A 16,429-nucleotide genomic window follows, 5' to 3' on the forward strand; every position below is an offset into this window, starting at 1 on the left:
CAGCACATGGATTTCAACACCATCCAAAACCACTTTGAACGTTTCACGGAAAGCAATTTGCTTTTTAAGGGTGCCGCGGGCGGACAGGCGCGTTCGGCCTATCGCGGGGTCATTCACATTGTCCCGCAAGCACAAGAGACGAATGCGTATCAGAAGAACGCCAACCTTTTGCTTAGCCGGGAGGCCCATGTGGATTCGAATCCCGTACTTGAAATCGAAGCAAATGAGGTGCGGTGTTCTCACGGCGCCTCCACCGGCCCTGTTGATCGGGAGGAGCTGTTCTATCTTCAATCGCGGGGGCTTTCCCCAAAACTGGCCCAACGGCTGATTGTGGAGGGGTATTTCAATGAAATCATTTCTCTCTTGCCTTTGGAATCGCTTCAGGATGCCGTTCGTCAGGCCATTGATCAAAAAATAGAGTTGTCGGATTTCAATTGAAGGGTTGAAGAAGAGAGCTGGTGAAAAAAAAGATTCATTGCAAATTAAAAACCAGGGATATCGCCAAATTTGTTTTTTTGTTTCAAAAAACAAGTTGTGAAAATTTGTAGAATTCGTGGGCAAAGGCTTTGTGGAGCGAGCCTGTTAATTTTTGAGAAAGGACATATTGATGAGTGAAATTATAAATAATCGGCAGCAGCGTGTGGATATCATGAAAGCCCTTATTCGCCAGTTACACGACGGCGTGGCGGAGGAGCGCGTTCAGAATCAATTGGAAAAAATGCTTGTGGAGGCAGATTACTCCGATGTTTTTTTGATGGAAATGCAGCTCATTCAGGAGGGAGTTCCTCAGGAAAGCATTCAGAGGTTATGCGACACCCATACGCGCGTTCTGAAGAAGCAATTGGATTTACAGGAAACGCCCGAAACCACGCCGGGTCACCCTGTTCACACCTTCGTTCAGGAAAATAAGGCCATTGCTTTTACAACGCAAAAAATTCGTCGACTCTTTGATCAGATAGACGGATTACCTCCACAGGAGGATGCCATGCCTCAGATGCTGGAAATCCATGCGCGGCTTAACGATTTAATGGATATTGACAAGCATTATCGCAGGAAGGAGAACCTGCTGTTTCCCTATTTTGAGAAGAAAAACATGCCGGGTCCGCCTGCTGTTATGTGGGGCAAACATGACGATGTTCGACGGCAGCTCAAATCTGTACTGAGTGCGCTTCAGGGTATTTCAGAAATTGAGGCTTCGGAAGCACGCGCCTTCAACCGGCTGGCTGTGGAAACGGTGCTTGATGCCATTGACGATATGATTTATAAGGAAGAGAAGGTCCTGTTTCCGACGGCAATGGATTTACTCGATGAACAGGAATGGTATGAAATTTACAACCAGAGTGATGAAATCGGATACTGTTTATTTGATCCCCAATTTAAATGGGTGCCGGAGGGTTCTGTGGTTGAATCGGTCAACGAAGGAAACTTCGAAACCGGGCGGATTCACATGCCCACAGGGTACGTTTCTCTCACCGAATTGATGGCCATTTTCAAAACGATGCCCTTCGATTTAACGTTTGTGGACAAAGACGATATTGTTCGGTATTTTTCACCCGGACAAAATCGTATTTTTGACCGTTCCCGTGCCATTCTGGGAAGAAAGGTTCAGTATTGCCATCCGCCTAAAAGCATGCACATTGTAAACCAAATCCTGAATGATTTTAAATCGAATAAGCAGAATGAGGCACGATTCTGGATCAGGCTGGGCCCCAGGCTGGTTTACATCGTTTATTACGCCCTGCGCGACGATCAAAACAACTATCTGGGAACCCTGGAAGTTACACAAGATGTGACGGAAATCAATCAATTGGAAGGCGAACGTCGCCTTTTGGAATATGACGAAAAATAAGGACACGATTCATGGAAATCAGAAATACAACCACGCTGGATGAACTGATCAGCCACTCGCCGGAATTGGAAGGGTTTTTAGAAACCTTTGTTCCGGGTTATACCGACGTAAAACAGATTCCCTTAAAAGCCAGCGTTCGAAAAATTCTTACGGTGGAACGAATGGCGCTTATGAAACAGACGGATGTCGCCGCTTTTGTAAGACTGCTGCAGGAAAAAACGGGAGACTTACCGGCGGATGAACCGGAAAAATCTATTGAATTTGAGGCATCGGACCCGGAATGGATTAAGGGCGTACCGCTCAAAGTGATCGATGGCGTTGAAATGCTGAATCGTGGCGAACATCCGGTGGGTTCAATTGGTCAAATGATGCAAAACGCCCCAAAAGGAGAATTTGTTCTACTCACGACGAATTTTTCTCCCCAGCCTTTGATTGATGCCATGCAGCAACAGGGATATGAGGTTTACTCCAGAGAGGATTTACTCAGGAAAGGTCTCTTCCTGACCTTTATTTTAAAGGGCTAAAAGGCCCGAAGCCGGTATCTGAAAATTTGGAAAATTTTTATTGCTTTTCAACGATTTATTCTTTATACTATCTAAAAAAATGGAGTTTGCAATGGCCGTAGATGTACAATTCAAGAGCATGGGCAGTGAATGGTCAGCTCCGAACGATAGTTTAGAGTGTCGCAAGGATTTTCCGATCCTGTCTCAAAAAATCAATAATCATCCTCTCGTTTTTTTGGATAATGCGGCATCCACCCAAAAGCCCCTTTCAGTGATCAGAAAAATGCAGAAAACGTATGAGGATGGCTATGCCAATGTTCATCGGGGGGCCTATCAGTTGAGTGCGCAGATTACGGACGAATACGAACGATCCCGGCAGAAAATTGCGGATTTCATTCATGCTCCGGGCATGCAAAATGTGATTTTTACAAAGAACGGATCGGAATCGATCAATCTGGTGGCCTATTCCTGGGGCAGGCACTTCTTAAAATCCGGGGATGAAATTATTATCACCGAAATGGAACACCACAGCAATCTCATTCCCTGGCAGATTTTGGCTCAGGAAAAAGATGTGGTGCTGCGGGTGATTCCTGTTTTGGATGATGGGACGCTCGATCTGGAGACCTACGAAAGTCTGCTTTCTGATAAGACGAAGCTGGTGGCGGTTACCCACGTGTCCAATGTTCTGGGAACTGTTAATCCTGTCGCAAAAATTGTACAGATGGCTCACGATGCGGGTGCCCGGGTTCTGGTGGACGGTGCACAAAGCACACCCCATTTTCCGGTAGATGTTCAGGCGCTGGATTGCGATTTTTTCACCTTTTCCGGACATAAAATGCTGGGCCCAACCGGCATTGGTGTTCTTTACGGAAAAGAGGATATTCTGGACGAAATGCCTCCTTTCTTGGGCGGCGGTGATATGATTGCCGATGTCTGGATCGATCATGCGACGTATAGTGATTTGCCTTTCAAATTCGAAGCCGGTACCCCCCCGTTTGTGGAAGCCATCGGACTGGGTGCGGCGATCGATTACCTCAATGCCATCGGGATGGATCGGGTCTGGCAGCATGAACAAGAAATAACCCAATACGCCCTTTCGAAGTTGAAAAATCTTCCCCGTATTCGGCTGTTCGGTCCCGACACGAACCGTGCCGGCGTTGTTTCGTTTTGCCTGGATGACATCCATCCGCACGATGTGGCCACTGTTCTGGATCAATATGGAGTGGCTATCCGCACGGGACACCACTGTGCACAACCGCTCATGCGGCGATTTGGGATTCCCGGAACCGCCCGTGCCAGTTTTTATATCTACAATACCTTGCTGGAGGTGGACCAGCTCATTCATGCATTGCACAAAACACGGGAGTTTTTTGGATAATGGCACTGGAAGAATTGTACCAGGAAATCATTTTAGATCATTACAAGCATCCACGGAATAAGGGGAAAATCGAAAACCCCGACATTCAGGAACATGCCAAGAATCCCCTTTGCGGCGATGAAATCAACATCTCGGCAAAGGTGGAAAATGGGGTGATTACAGAGGTGAAATTTTGGGGACAGGGCTGCTCCATCAGCCAATCATCAGCCTCGTTGCTCACGGAGGCCCTTAAGGGAAAGAGCCTGGAAGAAGCAAAGCACCTGATCTGGATCTTTCAGGAAATGCTCTCCGGGCACGACCTGCCCGAAGCGGAAAATATCGACTGGGGGGAACTGGAAGCCCTGCGCGGCGTTACCAAGTTTCCGGCCCGGCTGAAATGTGCGACCCTCGCCTGGAATACGGTCCAAAAGGGAATTGAGATTTTCGAGAAAAAGCCCTGAGAAAAGGCCTGGATTCAAATGACCGGGCTCAAATCGGGCGGGCGCCCGGATTGATGAAAATATCTCACCCGGTTCCTGAAAAATACCACGCACAAGCCATCAAACCGAACCATTTTTTCACAATTACCCCCACGTTTTTTGCCCTTTAACATCCTGTACTATTTGACCCGCCATTTTCTTCCGAAAAAAGTTATATTTTTGCAATAATTCAAATTTTCTCTTGACTCTTATTTTTAAAGCAATAAATTATAGGTGCTCAAAAATAAAGAGCAAAAATCGTTATGTGCAGTGAATTTTTAAAGGTTAAGGAGGTTGTTTTATGGCCAAAGAAAAGCTGAATCCCTTCAAGATTGCGCAGCAGCAATTGGATGAGGCCGCCGAGAGGTTGGGTCTGGATGAAGCAACCCGTGAATTGTTGCGTTGGCCAAGTCGGGAAATCTGGGTGACGATTCCCGTCAAAATGGACGATGGCTCGGTAAAGGTGTTTCATGGATTTCGAGTCATGTACAGCAATGCCAGAGGTCCGGCCAAGGGTGGTATCCGTTGGCATCCTGAAGAAACGATTGATACGGTTCGCGCCCTGGCTGCCTGGATGACCTGGAAAACATCCGTGGTAGATATTCCACTGGGTGGTGGCAAAGGCGGTATTGTTTGTAATCCGAAAGAAATGTCTGACGGCGAAAAAGAACGTCTGGCTCGTGGTTACATTCGTAAAATCGGGCATTTTCTGGCGGTAAACAAAGATGTTCCTGCACCAGATGTGTACACCACCCCGCAAATCATGGCCTGGATGGTGGATGAATACGAAACCATGATGGGCTACAATCACCCGGGAATGATCACAGGTAAACCCCTGGAACTGGGCGGCTCTCAGGGCCGTGGCGATGCGACAGCCCGTGGTGGGGTGTACACCGTTCGCGAAGCCGCCAATGCGCTGGGCATAGATGCATCCAAAACAACATACGCCATTCAAGGATTTGGAAATGCCGGTCAATTTGCCGCACTTCTCCACAAAGAGATCCTGAAAGGTGGAAAATTGGTTGCCGTCAGTGATTCGAGCGGCGGGGTTTACAATGCCGATGGATTTGATCCCAAAGCATTGGTTGACCATAAATTGAAAACCGGCAAGGTAACGGGATTCCCCGGTGCCAAATCCATTACAAATGAAGAACTGCTGGAATTGGATGTGGATGTACTCTATCCGGCAGCTCTGGAAGAAGTGATCACCGAGGACAATGCCAATAATATCAAAGCAAAAATTATTTGTGAATTGGCAAACGGACCGACTACACCGGCTGCCGATGAAATCCTGTTCAAAAACGGCGTGTTTGTCATTCCCGATTTTCTGGCGAATGCCGGCGGTGTGACGGTTTCCTATTTTGAACAGGTTCAAAATACCTACAACTATTACTGGGAATTAGAAGATGTGCATCAGCAATTGGATCGCAAAATGACCAAGGCGTTCCATGCGGTGTACGATGTGCACAAACAGGAAAATGTTCACATGCGGTTAGCGGCCTATCTGGTGTCCGTGAAGCGTGTGGCAGAAGCCTGCAAGTTGCGCGGCTGGGTGTAATTCTAAAATCCCCGGTATTAAATTCTTTGGAAGGGCCGAACTCGTTTGAGTTCGGCCTTTTTGTTTGAATACGAATGTCCCCGGCATTTTCAGTGTGCCGGGGACTTCTGCTTCCAACCCGGTAAATGGAAATCTTTCCTTGAATCTTTCCGCAAACTTTCTTACATTTTTTCAATCACAAAAATAGGAGAACCCAAATGGAACCCAAATACACCGAACAAATTATTGAACGATTCAAAAAATACGTGTCGTTTGACACCCAATCTTCCGAGGAATCGGAATCGTTTCCGAGTACCATGAAACAAAAGAAGCTGGGGAAAGTTCTTGCCCAGGAATTAAAGACGATGGGACTGCAGGATGTGGAAATGGATGAATGGGGGTACGTGACGGCCACCCTGCCGGCCAACACCGACAAAAATGTGCCGGTGGTCGGTCTCATTTCTCACATGGACACCTCCCCTGAGGTTTCCGGCGCCAATGTTAAGCCCATTATTCATAAGAATTATCAGGGCGGCGACATCCAATTGCCCGGCGATCCGACACAGATTATCCGATTCGAAAATACACCGGCGCTCAAAGATCAAATCGGCAACGACATTATTACCGCAGACGGGACCACCCTTTTGGGGGCGGATGACAAAGCCGGGATCACGGAAATCTTCACGGCGGTGCAGTATCTTCTGGATCATCCGGAAATCAAACACGGCAAAATCCGAATTGCCATTACCCCGGATGAAGAAGTCGGGCGCGGAACGGAACATTTTGATGTGAAGAAATTCGGAGCCGACTATGCCTACACCCTCGATGGCGAAACGGTCGGCGAGATCGAAAATGAAACCTTTTGTGCGGACTCCGTAGTGATTACCATTCACGGAATCAACATGCATCCCGGTTACGCCAAGGGAAAGTTAGTGAATGCGATTAAGGTGGGCGCAGAAATGATTGCCCGGCTTCCCAAAGATGAATTATCCCCGGAAACTACCGAGGGGCGGGAGGGCTACGTTCACCCGCACGCCATCCAGGGCGGTGTGGAGACCACCACGCTCAAGTTTTTGATTCGCGATTTTACGGTGGAAGGGCTTCACGAAAAAGAGGAATTTCTGAAAGGAATTGCAGATTCCGTCATAAAGAAATTCCCCGGTGCCACAATGGATTTTGAGGTTCAGGAATCCTACCGAAACATGCGCTATAAATTGGATGAAGATCCAAAGGTCGTCGAATTTGCTCTGGAAGCCGTGAAGCGAACCGGATTGGAACCCCATTTAAGCATTATCCGCGGCGGAACCGACGGGTCGCGGTTGTCTTACGAGGGGCTGCTCACACCCAATATTTTTACAGGCGGACACAATTTCCACTCAAAGTTGGAATGGGTATCGATTCAGGATATGGAAAAAACGGTGGAAACCATCATCAATTTGGTTCAGGTTTGGGAAGAAAAAAGCTGAGAAAGGTGAACCGGAGTTTTGTAGCCGCAGGCATTATGCCTGCGGATTTTTTTAGGAGGGCGCATCCGTAAAGGAGGCGGCCACAGGTTGATGTCTGGAGTAAGTTCGGGTAGAGGAGTTTGAAAGGGATTCGGGTCAAGTACCGATTTACCGCCCCTCTATTTTCTTGCCTTTACCAGAAGAAAAATTCCCACGGTACCGAAAAATAAATCGCTGAACCAGGCCGCCCAAAACGGGGAAAGGGTTCCGTCGTGTCCAAGCGACTGCGTAATCTTGATCATCCCGAAAAAAATGAAAACGATGATCAGACTCAGGCCAAACCCCAATGCCGGGCCGCTGCGCCGCGAGGTGGCTGCCAGGGGAATGCCAAATAGAACGATAATCAAATTCGTCAACGGGAATGCCAGTTTAAACTGAAGATCCACCAGCCATTTGGTGGGGTCTACTCCTGCCTCGCGCATTTTTTCAATAAATGTGCGTAATTCGAAAAAATTCATTTCTTCCGGTTTTTTCTGCGTTTTGTCCAGATCCTTCGGCAAGAAGCTGAATTTCAAATCATCCTTAACCCGAAAATGGGAGAGGGTTTCCTTGTCACCTGAAAAAATGCGAAAATAGCCGTTTTGCAGTTCCCAGTGGTTGTTTTTCCAGACCATTTTTTCCGCATCAATGCGGGAGATTAATGTTCCTGACCGGAACGTCTGAATGCTCACATTGTAGGCGGTCTTCTTTTCACCATCATACAGACGAATGGTGACGCGCTGGTGCTGACCTTCCAGAATGGCAATATTACTTCTCCGGTAGTAGATTTGGGGCGGGATTTTATCCAGATAAAGCCGTTGAATCTTAAACTTGGCCCGATTGGCCTCGGGTACGATGGATTCATTGAAAATCAGTGCCCCCAGACTGACCAGGAATCCGATAACAATTAACGGAAGGGCCACGCGGTACAGGCTGATCCCTGTGGATTTCATGGCGGTTATTTCGTTGTATCGGGAAAATTGGCCGATCGACAAAAGGCTTGCCAGCAGCATGGCCACCGGGAGAACCAGCGTAAAAATATTCGGTAAATAGTAGATGTAATATTCGATCACCAGCAGGTAAGGCACCCGTTTATCGATAAACCGATCCAGATTTTCGATCAGATCGACAATCAAAAAGATGGCAATAAATGCGATTAACGTAAACAGCAGTACGTTTAGAAATTGTTTTGAAATGTATCGATCCAGAATTTTCATGGGTTGTGTTGTTTTTTGTCGGATTCAATTGTTGTTAGTTTGGGATTCATTTCCTCAAAAACTTTGGAATAAACCGGGTGAGCTCCAGCGGGTGAAATTCCCGTACGCTGGAAACGGTCAGGTAAATTCCGGCTGCTCCCACAAAAATATTGGCAGCCCACATCGCCCAGAAGGGTGTAATATATTGCCGATCGGCAAGTTCTTCTCCCCCGATCAGGAAAATCCAGTAAATCAAAAAGAAAACCACACTGATGCCCCCGCTGATCCCCAGATTCCCCTTCCGCGTCATCACGCCCAGAGGGGCGCCAATGAGCACAAATACAATACACGCGGCCGGAATCGAATATTTTTTGTGAACCTCCACCATGAGTGAATTGATAGATCGGTCGTAACTCTTGAGAATGCGCTGTTCCATCTGGAGCTGGGAAATCAAATTTGCGGTCTCTCTTGTCACGATTTCAGAATCCCGTTTGGCCGGACGAAAGGCAATCGCTCCGCCTGAAGGAAGAGCGTTTGAGATACTGGCACTTTGGGCCAGCAGATGTGTGCGAAAAACCTGCCGAAAGGGTTTTTCTCCCATCCGATACAGATTTTCGCGCTCCCGGACAACGGCCTTTCGGAGATTTCTGACATCCTGAAGCAGCATTTCAACGCTTTTTTCCCGGTCGCCCCGGTACTGGGAATTGCTTCGTTGGAGGGTGAGTCCGGGCACATCAATGGCTACCCGGTATTTGTGAAACCTCACGCGCTGGTACTCAGAGAGTTTTCCAATAGCAATCTCGTGAATTTCTCCGTCGTAAAGATTGAGAATCAGCCGCTCCGACTGGTAATCGAAATGGACGCTTCCCCATTTGGCCAGGATGGTTTTCAAGCTGTTACGATCGCTGCGGTCGTCCAGAACCACATCGTAAATTTTGGAGGAATCCCCGGCGTTTTTAACATCGTGTACCAGCAGGGTAATCTTGGGAATTTCTCTGAAAACAACATTGGGCTCCAGTTTAAGGGTGGGGCGTTTGCGCAAAATATCGGTTGTGAGCAGCCGGGCCCGGTGGTTAAAATTGGGAAGCACCCGGTCGTTGAAAAGAACCAGCAAAATACCCACGCCCGTAAAAAAGAGAAGAACGGGGGTCAGTACCCGATAAAAACTGATGCCGCTGGATTTGAGCGCTGTGATCTCGTTGTCCGCAGAGAGACGCCCGAAAGCCATAAGCGTGGCAATCAAAACGGCCATCGGGACGGCCAGGGCAACGATCCAGGCAATATTCAGAAAAAGAAATTCGAGGACGATTTTCAATTTGAGTCCGCGGCTCAAAATGTGTCCCAATTCCCGAAAAATAATATTCATCAGGAAAAGCAGGATGATAAGCATCAAGGAAAAAATGAACGGACCGATATGTTCCTTGAGAACGTATTTAGAGACGATTTTCATAAATTCTAAAAGTCGGGGAACTTTACAAGTTGTTTGGAATTTTAATAATTGTGAATTCCATCGTATCTGAAAACCTTTTTACAAAATAGTACGAATCACCATCAAAAACAAGGTTAATTTCAATTGTTTACCGAAGAGCTGAGTTCATTCGGAAAAGCTAACCGTTTTTAATTTCAGGAATTTCAAAAAAATTGGCTTGATATTCCTCAATATATTTATTATTTTTTAAACCATATTTGTCAACTCAACCAATGGAGGGAACCCTTCGGAAAATTGTTACGATAATTGGTATAGAAATCGACAAAAACCTATCGTGAAAAACGTAGAAAATCCAATCCATCCATGGGACGTACAGGTTTGAATAAAGGTGTAGCCCTCACGTGGGTGGTGGTGTTTATTCTGTTTGTGCTGATTTCCGAAGCGTTCTCTGCATCCCGTCAGAAACAATCGGCAACTCTTGGATTGCGGGTCGGTCCGCCTCCGAATAAGGTGTGTGCCCCGCTTTTTAAGGAAGAATATGCCGGGCTGAAACAGATTTCCATCAACCACCCCTATTTGCAAAATCATTTACGAGGTCTGAAACGAGAGTTTAAGATTGACTCGACACGATCGTATGTAACCGTGTCGGAATCCTTTTTGGGCCGCTGGTTTCGGTTCCCCACATTTGTCCCGTTTAAAGATTATTTGTCGCTTGGAATTGCACACCAGAATCGGACCCTCTGGCAGAAGGGGGTTCATGACCGGATTTTTGGAAAACGTCTTCAAAAACAGGGGGGAAAGGGAATTGGTTTTGATATTCCGATTCCGATTAAAAGTCAGGCTTTTCAGAAAATTTTCGGCGGAGCGTCTGTCGGTTTAAAAGTCGTTGGAAACATTAATATTGACGGCGGCCTGCGCCACGAAAAGCGCAGCGAAGTTAAAACCGCCATTAACCGCCAATCCGACTACAATTTCAAAATGAAGCAGACGCAGCGATTCACGGTAAAGGGGAATGTCGGGAAAAAGGTGAACGTCTATGTCGATCAGGACAGTGAACGGCCCTTTGAATTTGACAACGCCATTCGTCTGGAGTACAAGGGATTTGATGATGAAATCATCAAAAGCATTAAAGCCGGGAATATCGCCCTTTCCCTGCCGGCAACCCAATTTGTTACGTTTAGCGGAAAAAATTCCGGCTTGTTTGGGATTAAAGCGAATGCGCAAATTGGGAATTTGAATATTACGGCCATCGCCAGTCAGGAAAAGGGGCAGAAGAAGAAATTAAGCATTCAGGGCGGTGCCACCGAGGACGAAAACAAGATTCAGGATTACCAGTACCGAAAAGGCACGTACTTTTTTCTGAACGATTATTACCGGAATTATTACCGAAAGGTGAATTCCGATGGGCTGCATGAATACGACCCAAAACGGGTGATCTCAAAAATCGAGCTGTACAAATCGGATGTGCGTTACGAAAGCAAACCCGGGTCTTTGCCGGGGTGGGCCATTGCCGACATCAATGGAACTCACCCGGAAAATCCGGATACCAATACGGTTGATCAGAGACACTACCGGGGTTATTTTTTAAGGATTGATCCGACTGACTATTACGTCGATCGGGAACTGGGTTACATTGCGCTGAATTCTCCGCTTCGGGAGGGCGAAGTGTTGGCGGCCGCTTACCGCGATACGTCCGGCTCTGAGGTAGGGGACATCCATTATGTGGACGACGGCACCAATAAACGCATTATTTTGCAGCTCATCCGCCCCAAAAATCCCCGTCCCTCCGACCCAACCTGGAAGCTGGAATGGCGCAATGTGTACTTTCTGGGTTCCCGAAACATCAACAAGGACGGCTTTAATCTGAAAATATTTTACAAACCGCCGTCAGGGGATCCTCAGGAAACACAGATGGTGAACGGAAAGCCCGTGTCCTATTTGCAGATTTTTGGCCTGGACAAACGGGATCTGAACGGAAATCCGACACCGGATAATATTCTGGATGATGATCCCAACATAATTAACTGGGCGCGCGGAGAGCTCATTTTCCCCAGCTTAACTCCGTTTGCACCGGCCAAAACAGAAAACAGCCTTCTGGATTCCACCAAATATGTGCGGGCGATTTACGATACTACCGATTATCAGTACATTACGTCCAAGAGCAATTTTTACATTTCGGTGAAGGCCAAAATCCGCCAGCCGAATTACAATTTGGGATTTAATGTCATTGAAAACAGCGAAGTTATTACGCTGAATGGACGGCGTCTGGTCAAAGGGGTGGATTACATTATCGATTATTTTTCCGGAAGTTTAACGATTCTGGATGAAGCGGCCACAGACCCCAACGCCTCTCTCAACATCACCTACGAAAGCAATCAGCTTTTTCAGATCGATCGAAAAACGCTGCTGGGCATGCGCTGGGATTACCAGCTTTTTAACGATTCGTTTATTGGCGGCACGTTTCTGTATTTAAACCAGAGTACCATTGATCAGAAAATACGGCTGGGGCAAAACGGCCCCATGACCAATTTTGTGTGGGATCTGAACTCCAAACTCAATTTTAATCCCAATTTTCTCACAAAAGCCGTCAATGCGCTTCCAATTGTCCAAACGCGTGAACCCTCAACGCTGAAGTTTGAGGGCGAACTGGCTCAGGTTATTCCGAATCCGAACAAGCAGAATAATCCCAAAACGGGGGATAACAACGGAGTGGCGTATGTGGATGATTTCGAAGGCTCCAAGCGCGAAACACCCCTGGGAATTATGCGGAGGGCCTGGCATCTCTCCAGCGTTCCCGCTACGATTCCCGATTTCTTTGGGTACGACCAGCTGCCCGATTCGCTGAAAAACACCAGCCGGGGACATCTGATCTGGTACAATCCCTACCAGCAAGTGGCCATTAAAGAGATCTGGCCGGAACGGGATGTCAATCCCAATGTGCCTCAGCGCGTGCACGTTTTGTCGATGGAATTTTATCCGCGGGCCGTGGACGGGGATCCCAATAAAAAGATTTATTCCTGGAATGGCGTGGAGCAGGCACTCTCGGCAGGCTACGCCGACCAGAGTCAGAGCAAATATCTGGAAATCTGGGTTAAGGGAGATACCGGGCGGATTCACATCGACTTCGGGCAAATTTCAGAGGACGCCATTCCCAATTTGCGGCTGGACACAGAAGACAAAAAGGTCAACGGGATTCGGAATGATATTTTGGATGATAATGAGGATGTGGGATTGGATGGAATGCTGGGCGCCGATCCGCCGAGCTGGCCGTATCCTCACGAAGAGGCTCACGTGATAACCGTTAACGGTGTTAAGAAGGGGGTGCCCTACGATTTTTGGGACCTGAACAATGACGGCATTAAAGAGCCCTACGAACCCTGGAGCTATGACAATTGGAATTATTCCCAGCAAAAGTTTTACGATTATCGCCACATTAATGGAACGGAAAACAATAAAAACGACGAGGGCGGCCGTTTCCCGGACACGGAGGATTTAAATCAGAACGGCGATGTGGATCTTCAGAATTCGTATTTTGAATTTACCTTTTCTTTGGACAAAACATCTCCTGATACGGCCCTCATTGCCGGCGGTAAGGGAAATGAACACGGCTGGCGAATGTACCGGATTCCACTTCAGGATCCCACACTAAAAGTAGGCAGTCCTCAGTGGACAAATATTGAATATGTCCGAATCTGGGTCGATCATTTTGACAAACCCGGTTTTTTAAGCATCGCAGAAATTAACCTGGTTGGAAGTGATTGGAAGGAAAAGGGCGTGGCTATTTCCGATTCTTCGGAGTACGACGCCAAAAATGACACAACCGTGGCGGTTACCGTGATTAACACGCACGACAACCCGGAGTACACGCCTCCGCCCGGGGTTGAGGGGGTTCGGGACCGGATTACGCAGGTGCAAAGCAAAGAACAGGCCCTTGTGCTTAAAATTACGGATCTGGAACCGGGGAATAATGGAATCGTTCAGAAAACCTTTTTTAAGGGACAGAGTTTTATCGATTACAATAAGCTCAAAATGTTCGTTTATGGTAAGGATCCTTTTGCCACACACATGACCAAGGATTCCTCCAAAATTGAGTTTTTCTTCCAGTTTGGTTCCGATGAAAACAACTATTACGAATTTCGGGAAAAGGTGTACCCCCGCTGGGACAAGCGCAACGAAATGATTATTGATTTTGAAGATTTAACCGGCCTCAAACTCGATTCGACACATGTGGATATGTACGGGAATCTGATTCGTTTTGTCGGCGGGAAAGAATATCGTATCGTGGGCCGTCCGACACTGACGAACATTCGTCAGATGACGGCGGGTGTGAAGAATTTGGACAGAGATCAGCCCTTTACGGGTGAAATCTGGCTGAATGAGCTCCGGCTGGTGGATGTAAAGAAAAATAAGGGAATTGCCATGCGGATGCGGGGGGATTTGCGCCTGGCCGATGTGGCCACTCTGAATGCCAGTCTTACTAAAAAGACAGCTGATTTTCACACGGTGAATGAGCGGTTTGGCAAAGGGAATAATTCCATTCGGGCCAGTGTGAACGGAAGCTTGCAGCTCCACAAATTCCTGCCCAAATTTCTGGGGTTGTCCATTCCTCTGTCCTTTGGATACAATACCAGCCAGGCCACGCCCAAATACTACCCCGGAAGCGACATTCTGGTTACGCCCAAAACGGTTTCGGACAGTCTTCTGGAAACGATTCAATCCAGAAACAAGCGAATCAACTGGAGTATTAATATTCGGCGCGGAAAAAAATCTCAAAACCCATTTTTGCGATACACCGTAGATGCCATGTCACTGGGGTTAAGCAATGCCCAAACGGAAATGAGTAACTCCACAACCAAGAAAAGCACGGGCAAGACCAGCACGGGGAATTTTTCCTACAGTGTTAATTTTCCAACAAAAAAGGGAGTCAAGCTCTTCTCGTGGTTGGGAAACGGCCCGATTGTCAATAAATTAAGCAAGGTAGAGATGATCCTCTGGCCGTCACGATTCAATTACAAGATCACCGGAAACCGCGCCGATAATTTTTCTGAACTGCGAAACGGCCTGACCACGCCGAAGTACACATTTGTGGTCAATCAAAATCTGGGCGTTGGCTTTCAGCCCATTCGGAGCTTTTCCCTGGATTTTACCCAGTCGCGGACACGGGATCTCTACAATGTGAAAAATCCGGCTGAAATCTTGAACGGCCAGTTTGGAGAAATGACGGGTTTGTCGCAGCAAATCAATAGTAAATTCAGTCCGAGGCTGTTCAGCTGGCTCGCAATGAATTTTTCAGGCGGGACCAATTTCAGGTGGAATAATAATATTCAGAACCGGAAAACCGGACAAAATGCCAGCTCGTCTTCAAATTTCAGCAGCTCGTTTACCTTAACACCCAAGAACCTCTTCAGACTCTTTTTGGGGAAGTCCTCGGGGAGAAGGCGGTTTTCCACTATTCGCAGACGTCGGGCTGTTTCGACTCCCCGAAGAAGGCGAAAAGAACCACAGGCGAAAAAGGGGACACCCCCCGGAGAAAAAAAGGAAAAGCCCAAAAAGAAAGTAGGTGTTCCCATTTTCAAATGGATTGGTCTGGCCGGAAGCAAAATCAATCCGATTTCTATTCGGGTGTCGCGGCGCGCCAATAGTCGTGTGGTGGGCTTAAATGGAATGCCGACCCTAAACTATCAATTGGGACGTACATACAACCCGGGCGTGAAAACCGTGGATGCTGTGGGGAGCAACCGGAGTTCATTCAATTTTTCAAACGATGTATCGCTTTCCAGCGGTTTAAATCTGAGTCGAAATATTTCGATCAATCTGAAATATGCCTACAACAATTCGAAAAATCGTACCACGCGCGCAACGGGCAGTATTTCTCAAACCGTTTGGAAAATGGGTGAAAAGGAAATGGCCATTCCGGATTGGACCTTCCGCTGGAGCGGATTGGAAAGATTGCCCCTTTTCAAGAAATTTGCCCAGCGCGTGAGTCTGGACCATGCCCGAAGCGGGCGAAAAGTCATAAAATGGAATGATCGGGTGGACAATAAATCCAGTGTACAAACGACGGTAAACTATCGGCCGCTTATTGGACTGACGATGACCCTTAAAAAGGGGATTAATGTGAGCCTTCAGGTGAACAGTTCCATGAGCGAAAATTTTAACTACGCCGGAGGGCTGGACGCAACACGAAAAACCAATACGGATATTTCATTGACGACCACGTATCGCCATTCAGGTGGTTTGAAAATCCCCATCCCCTTCTTAAAGACAAAGGAAATTCGGAATAATATTGATTTTTCAATGGGATTTAATTACAGCAAAAACAGAACCCTCTGGAAACGGGGAGAGAGGGGAAAATATGTGGAGCGCACCCGAATGGGGAAATGGTCCATTACGCCAAAAATTTCTTACTCCTTTAGTTCCACCGTACGCGGCGGCGTGCATTTTGAATATGGCCAGACCGATAACAAGCTCATGGGAAAAACAACCATTCAGGATTTTGGAATTAACGTAAATATTTCTATTGCCGGACGGTAGAGATTGAGATTTGAAAACAGGATTTTTATTTCCATTTTAATATGGAATGCACATGGAGTGA

General features: G+C 47.2%; 10 protein-coding genes (1 of these 10 only partly in view). 8 read left to right on the forward strand and 2 right to left on the reverse strand.

Annotated features, from left to right (window positions below; all coding sequences use genetic code 11):
- The 7 genes from sufD to pepT form a co-directional block, all read left to right on the forward strand.
- Nucleotides 1-438, forward strand: partial view of a Fe-S cluster assembly protein SufD gene (gene sufD, locus GXO76_01760; GenBank protein NOY76574.1) — the 3' end only. The gene continues 912 nt to the left of window position 1, outside the view; the window shows 438 of its 1,350 coding nt (coding positions 913-1,350); its start codon lies beyond the left edge, outside the window; the stop codon is at nt 436-438.
- 169 nt (nt 439-607) lie between these two features.
- A complete protein-coding gene (locus tag GXO76_01765) occupies nt 608-1,849 on the forward strand; it encodes a DUF438 domain-containing protein (GenBank protein ID NOY76575.1) in 1,242 nt (413 codons plus the stop codon).
- Between the two features lie 11 nt (nt 1,850-1,860).
- Nucleotides 1,861-2,373: a hypothetical protein gene (locus GXO76_01770; GenBank protein NOY76576.1), complete on the forward strand. Its 513-nt coding sequence runs from the start codon at nt 1,861-1,863 to the stop codon at nt 2,371-2,373.
- Between the two features lie 91 nt (nt 2,374-2,464).
- Complete coding sequence (locus GXO76_01775; GenBank protein ID NOY76577.1) at nt 2,465-3,730, forward strand: cysteine desulfurase; 1,266 nt, start codon at nt 2,465-2,467, stop codon at nt 3,728-3,730.
- The gene (locus GXO76_01780) at nt 3,730-4,170 is read left to right on the forward strand and encodes an SUF system NifU family Fe-S cluster assembly protein (GenBank protein ID NOY76578.1); all 441 of its coding nucleotides are present in this window, start codon (nt 3,730-3,732) and stop codon (nt 4,168-4,170) included. The genes GXO76_01775 and GXO76_01780 overlap by 1 nt, the downstream gene beginning before the upstream one ends.
- A 319-nt stretch (nt 4,171-4,489) precedes the next feature.
- Nucleotides 4,490-5,746, forward strand: a complete 1,257-nt coding sequence (locus GXO76_01785; GenBank protein ID NOY76579.1) for a Glu/Leu/Phe/Val dehydrogenase — start codon at nt 4,490-4,492, stop codon at nt 5,744-5,746.
- 197 nt (nt 5,747-5,943) lie between these two features.
- Nucleotides 5,944-7,191 carry a peptidase T gene (pepT, locus tag GXO76_01790; protein NOY76580.1) on the forward strand — a complete coding sequence of 416 codons (1,248 nt, stop codon included), beginning with the start codon at nt 5,944-5,946 and terminating at the stop codon, nt 7,189-7,191.
- 158 nt (nt 7,192-7,349) lie between these two features.
- Here pepT and lptG read toward each other — a convergent pair whose 3' ends face one another.
- Complete coding sequence (gene lptG, locus GXO76_01795) at nt 7,350-8,426, reverse strand: LPS export ABC transporter permease LptG (GenBank protein ID NOY76581.1); 1,077 nt, start codon at nt 8,424-8,426, stop codon at nt 7,350-7,352.
- Between the two features lie 46 nt (nt 8,427-8,472).
- On the reverse strand, nt 8,473-9,855 hold the full coding sequence (locus GXO76_01800; protein ID NOY76582.1) for a YjgP/YjgQ family permease: 1,383 nt from the start codon (nt 9,853-9,855) through the stop codon (nt 8,473-8,475).
- A 342-nt stretch (nt 9,856-10,197) separates the two neighbouring features.
- Between GXO76_01800 and sprA the strand changes: the two genes are divergently transcribed.
- A complete protein-coding gene (sprA, locus tag GXO76_01805) occupies nt 10,198-16,368 on the forward strand; it encodes a cell surface protein SprA (GenBank protein ID NOY76583.1) in 6,171 nt (2,056 codons plus the stop codon).
- Nucleotides 16,369-16,429 lie beyond the last annotated feature (61 nt).

This window comes from Calditrichota bacterium (assembly GCA_013151735.1).
Taxonomy (GTDB): Bacteria; Zhuqueibacterota; JdFR-76; order JdFR-76; family BMS3Abin05; genus BMS3Abin05.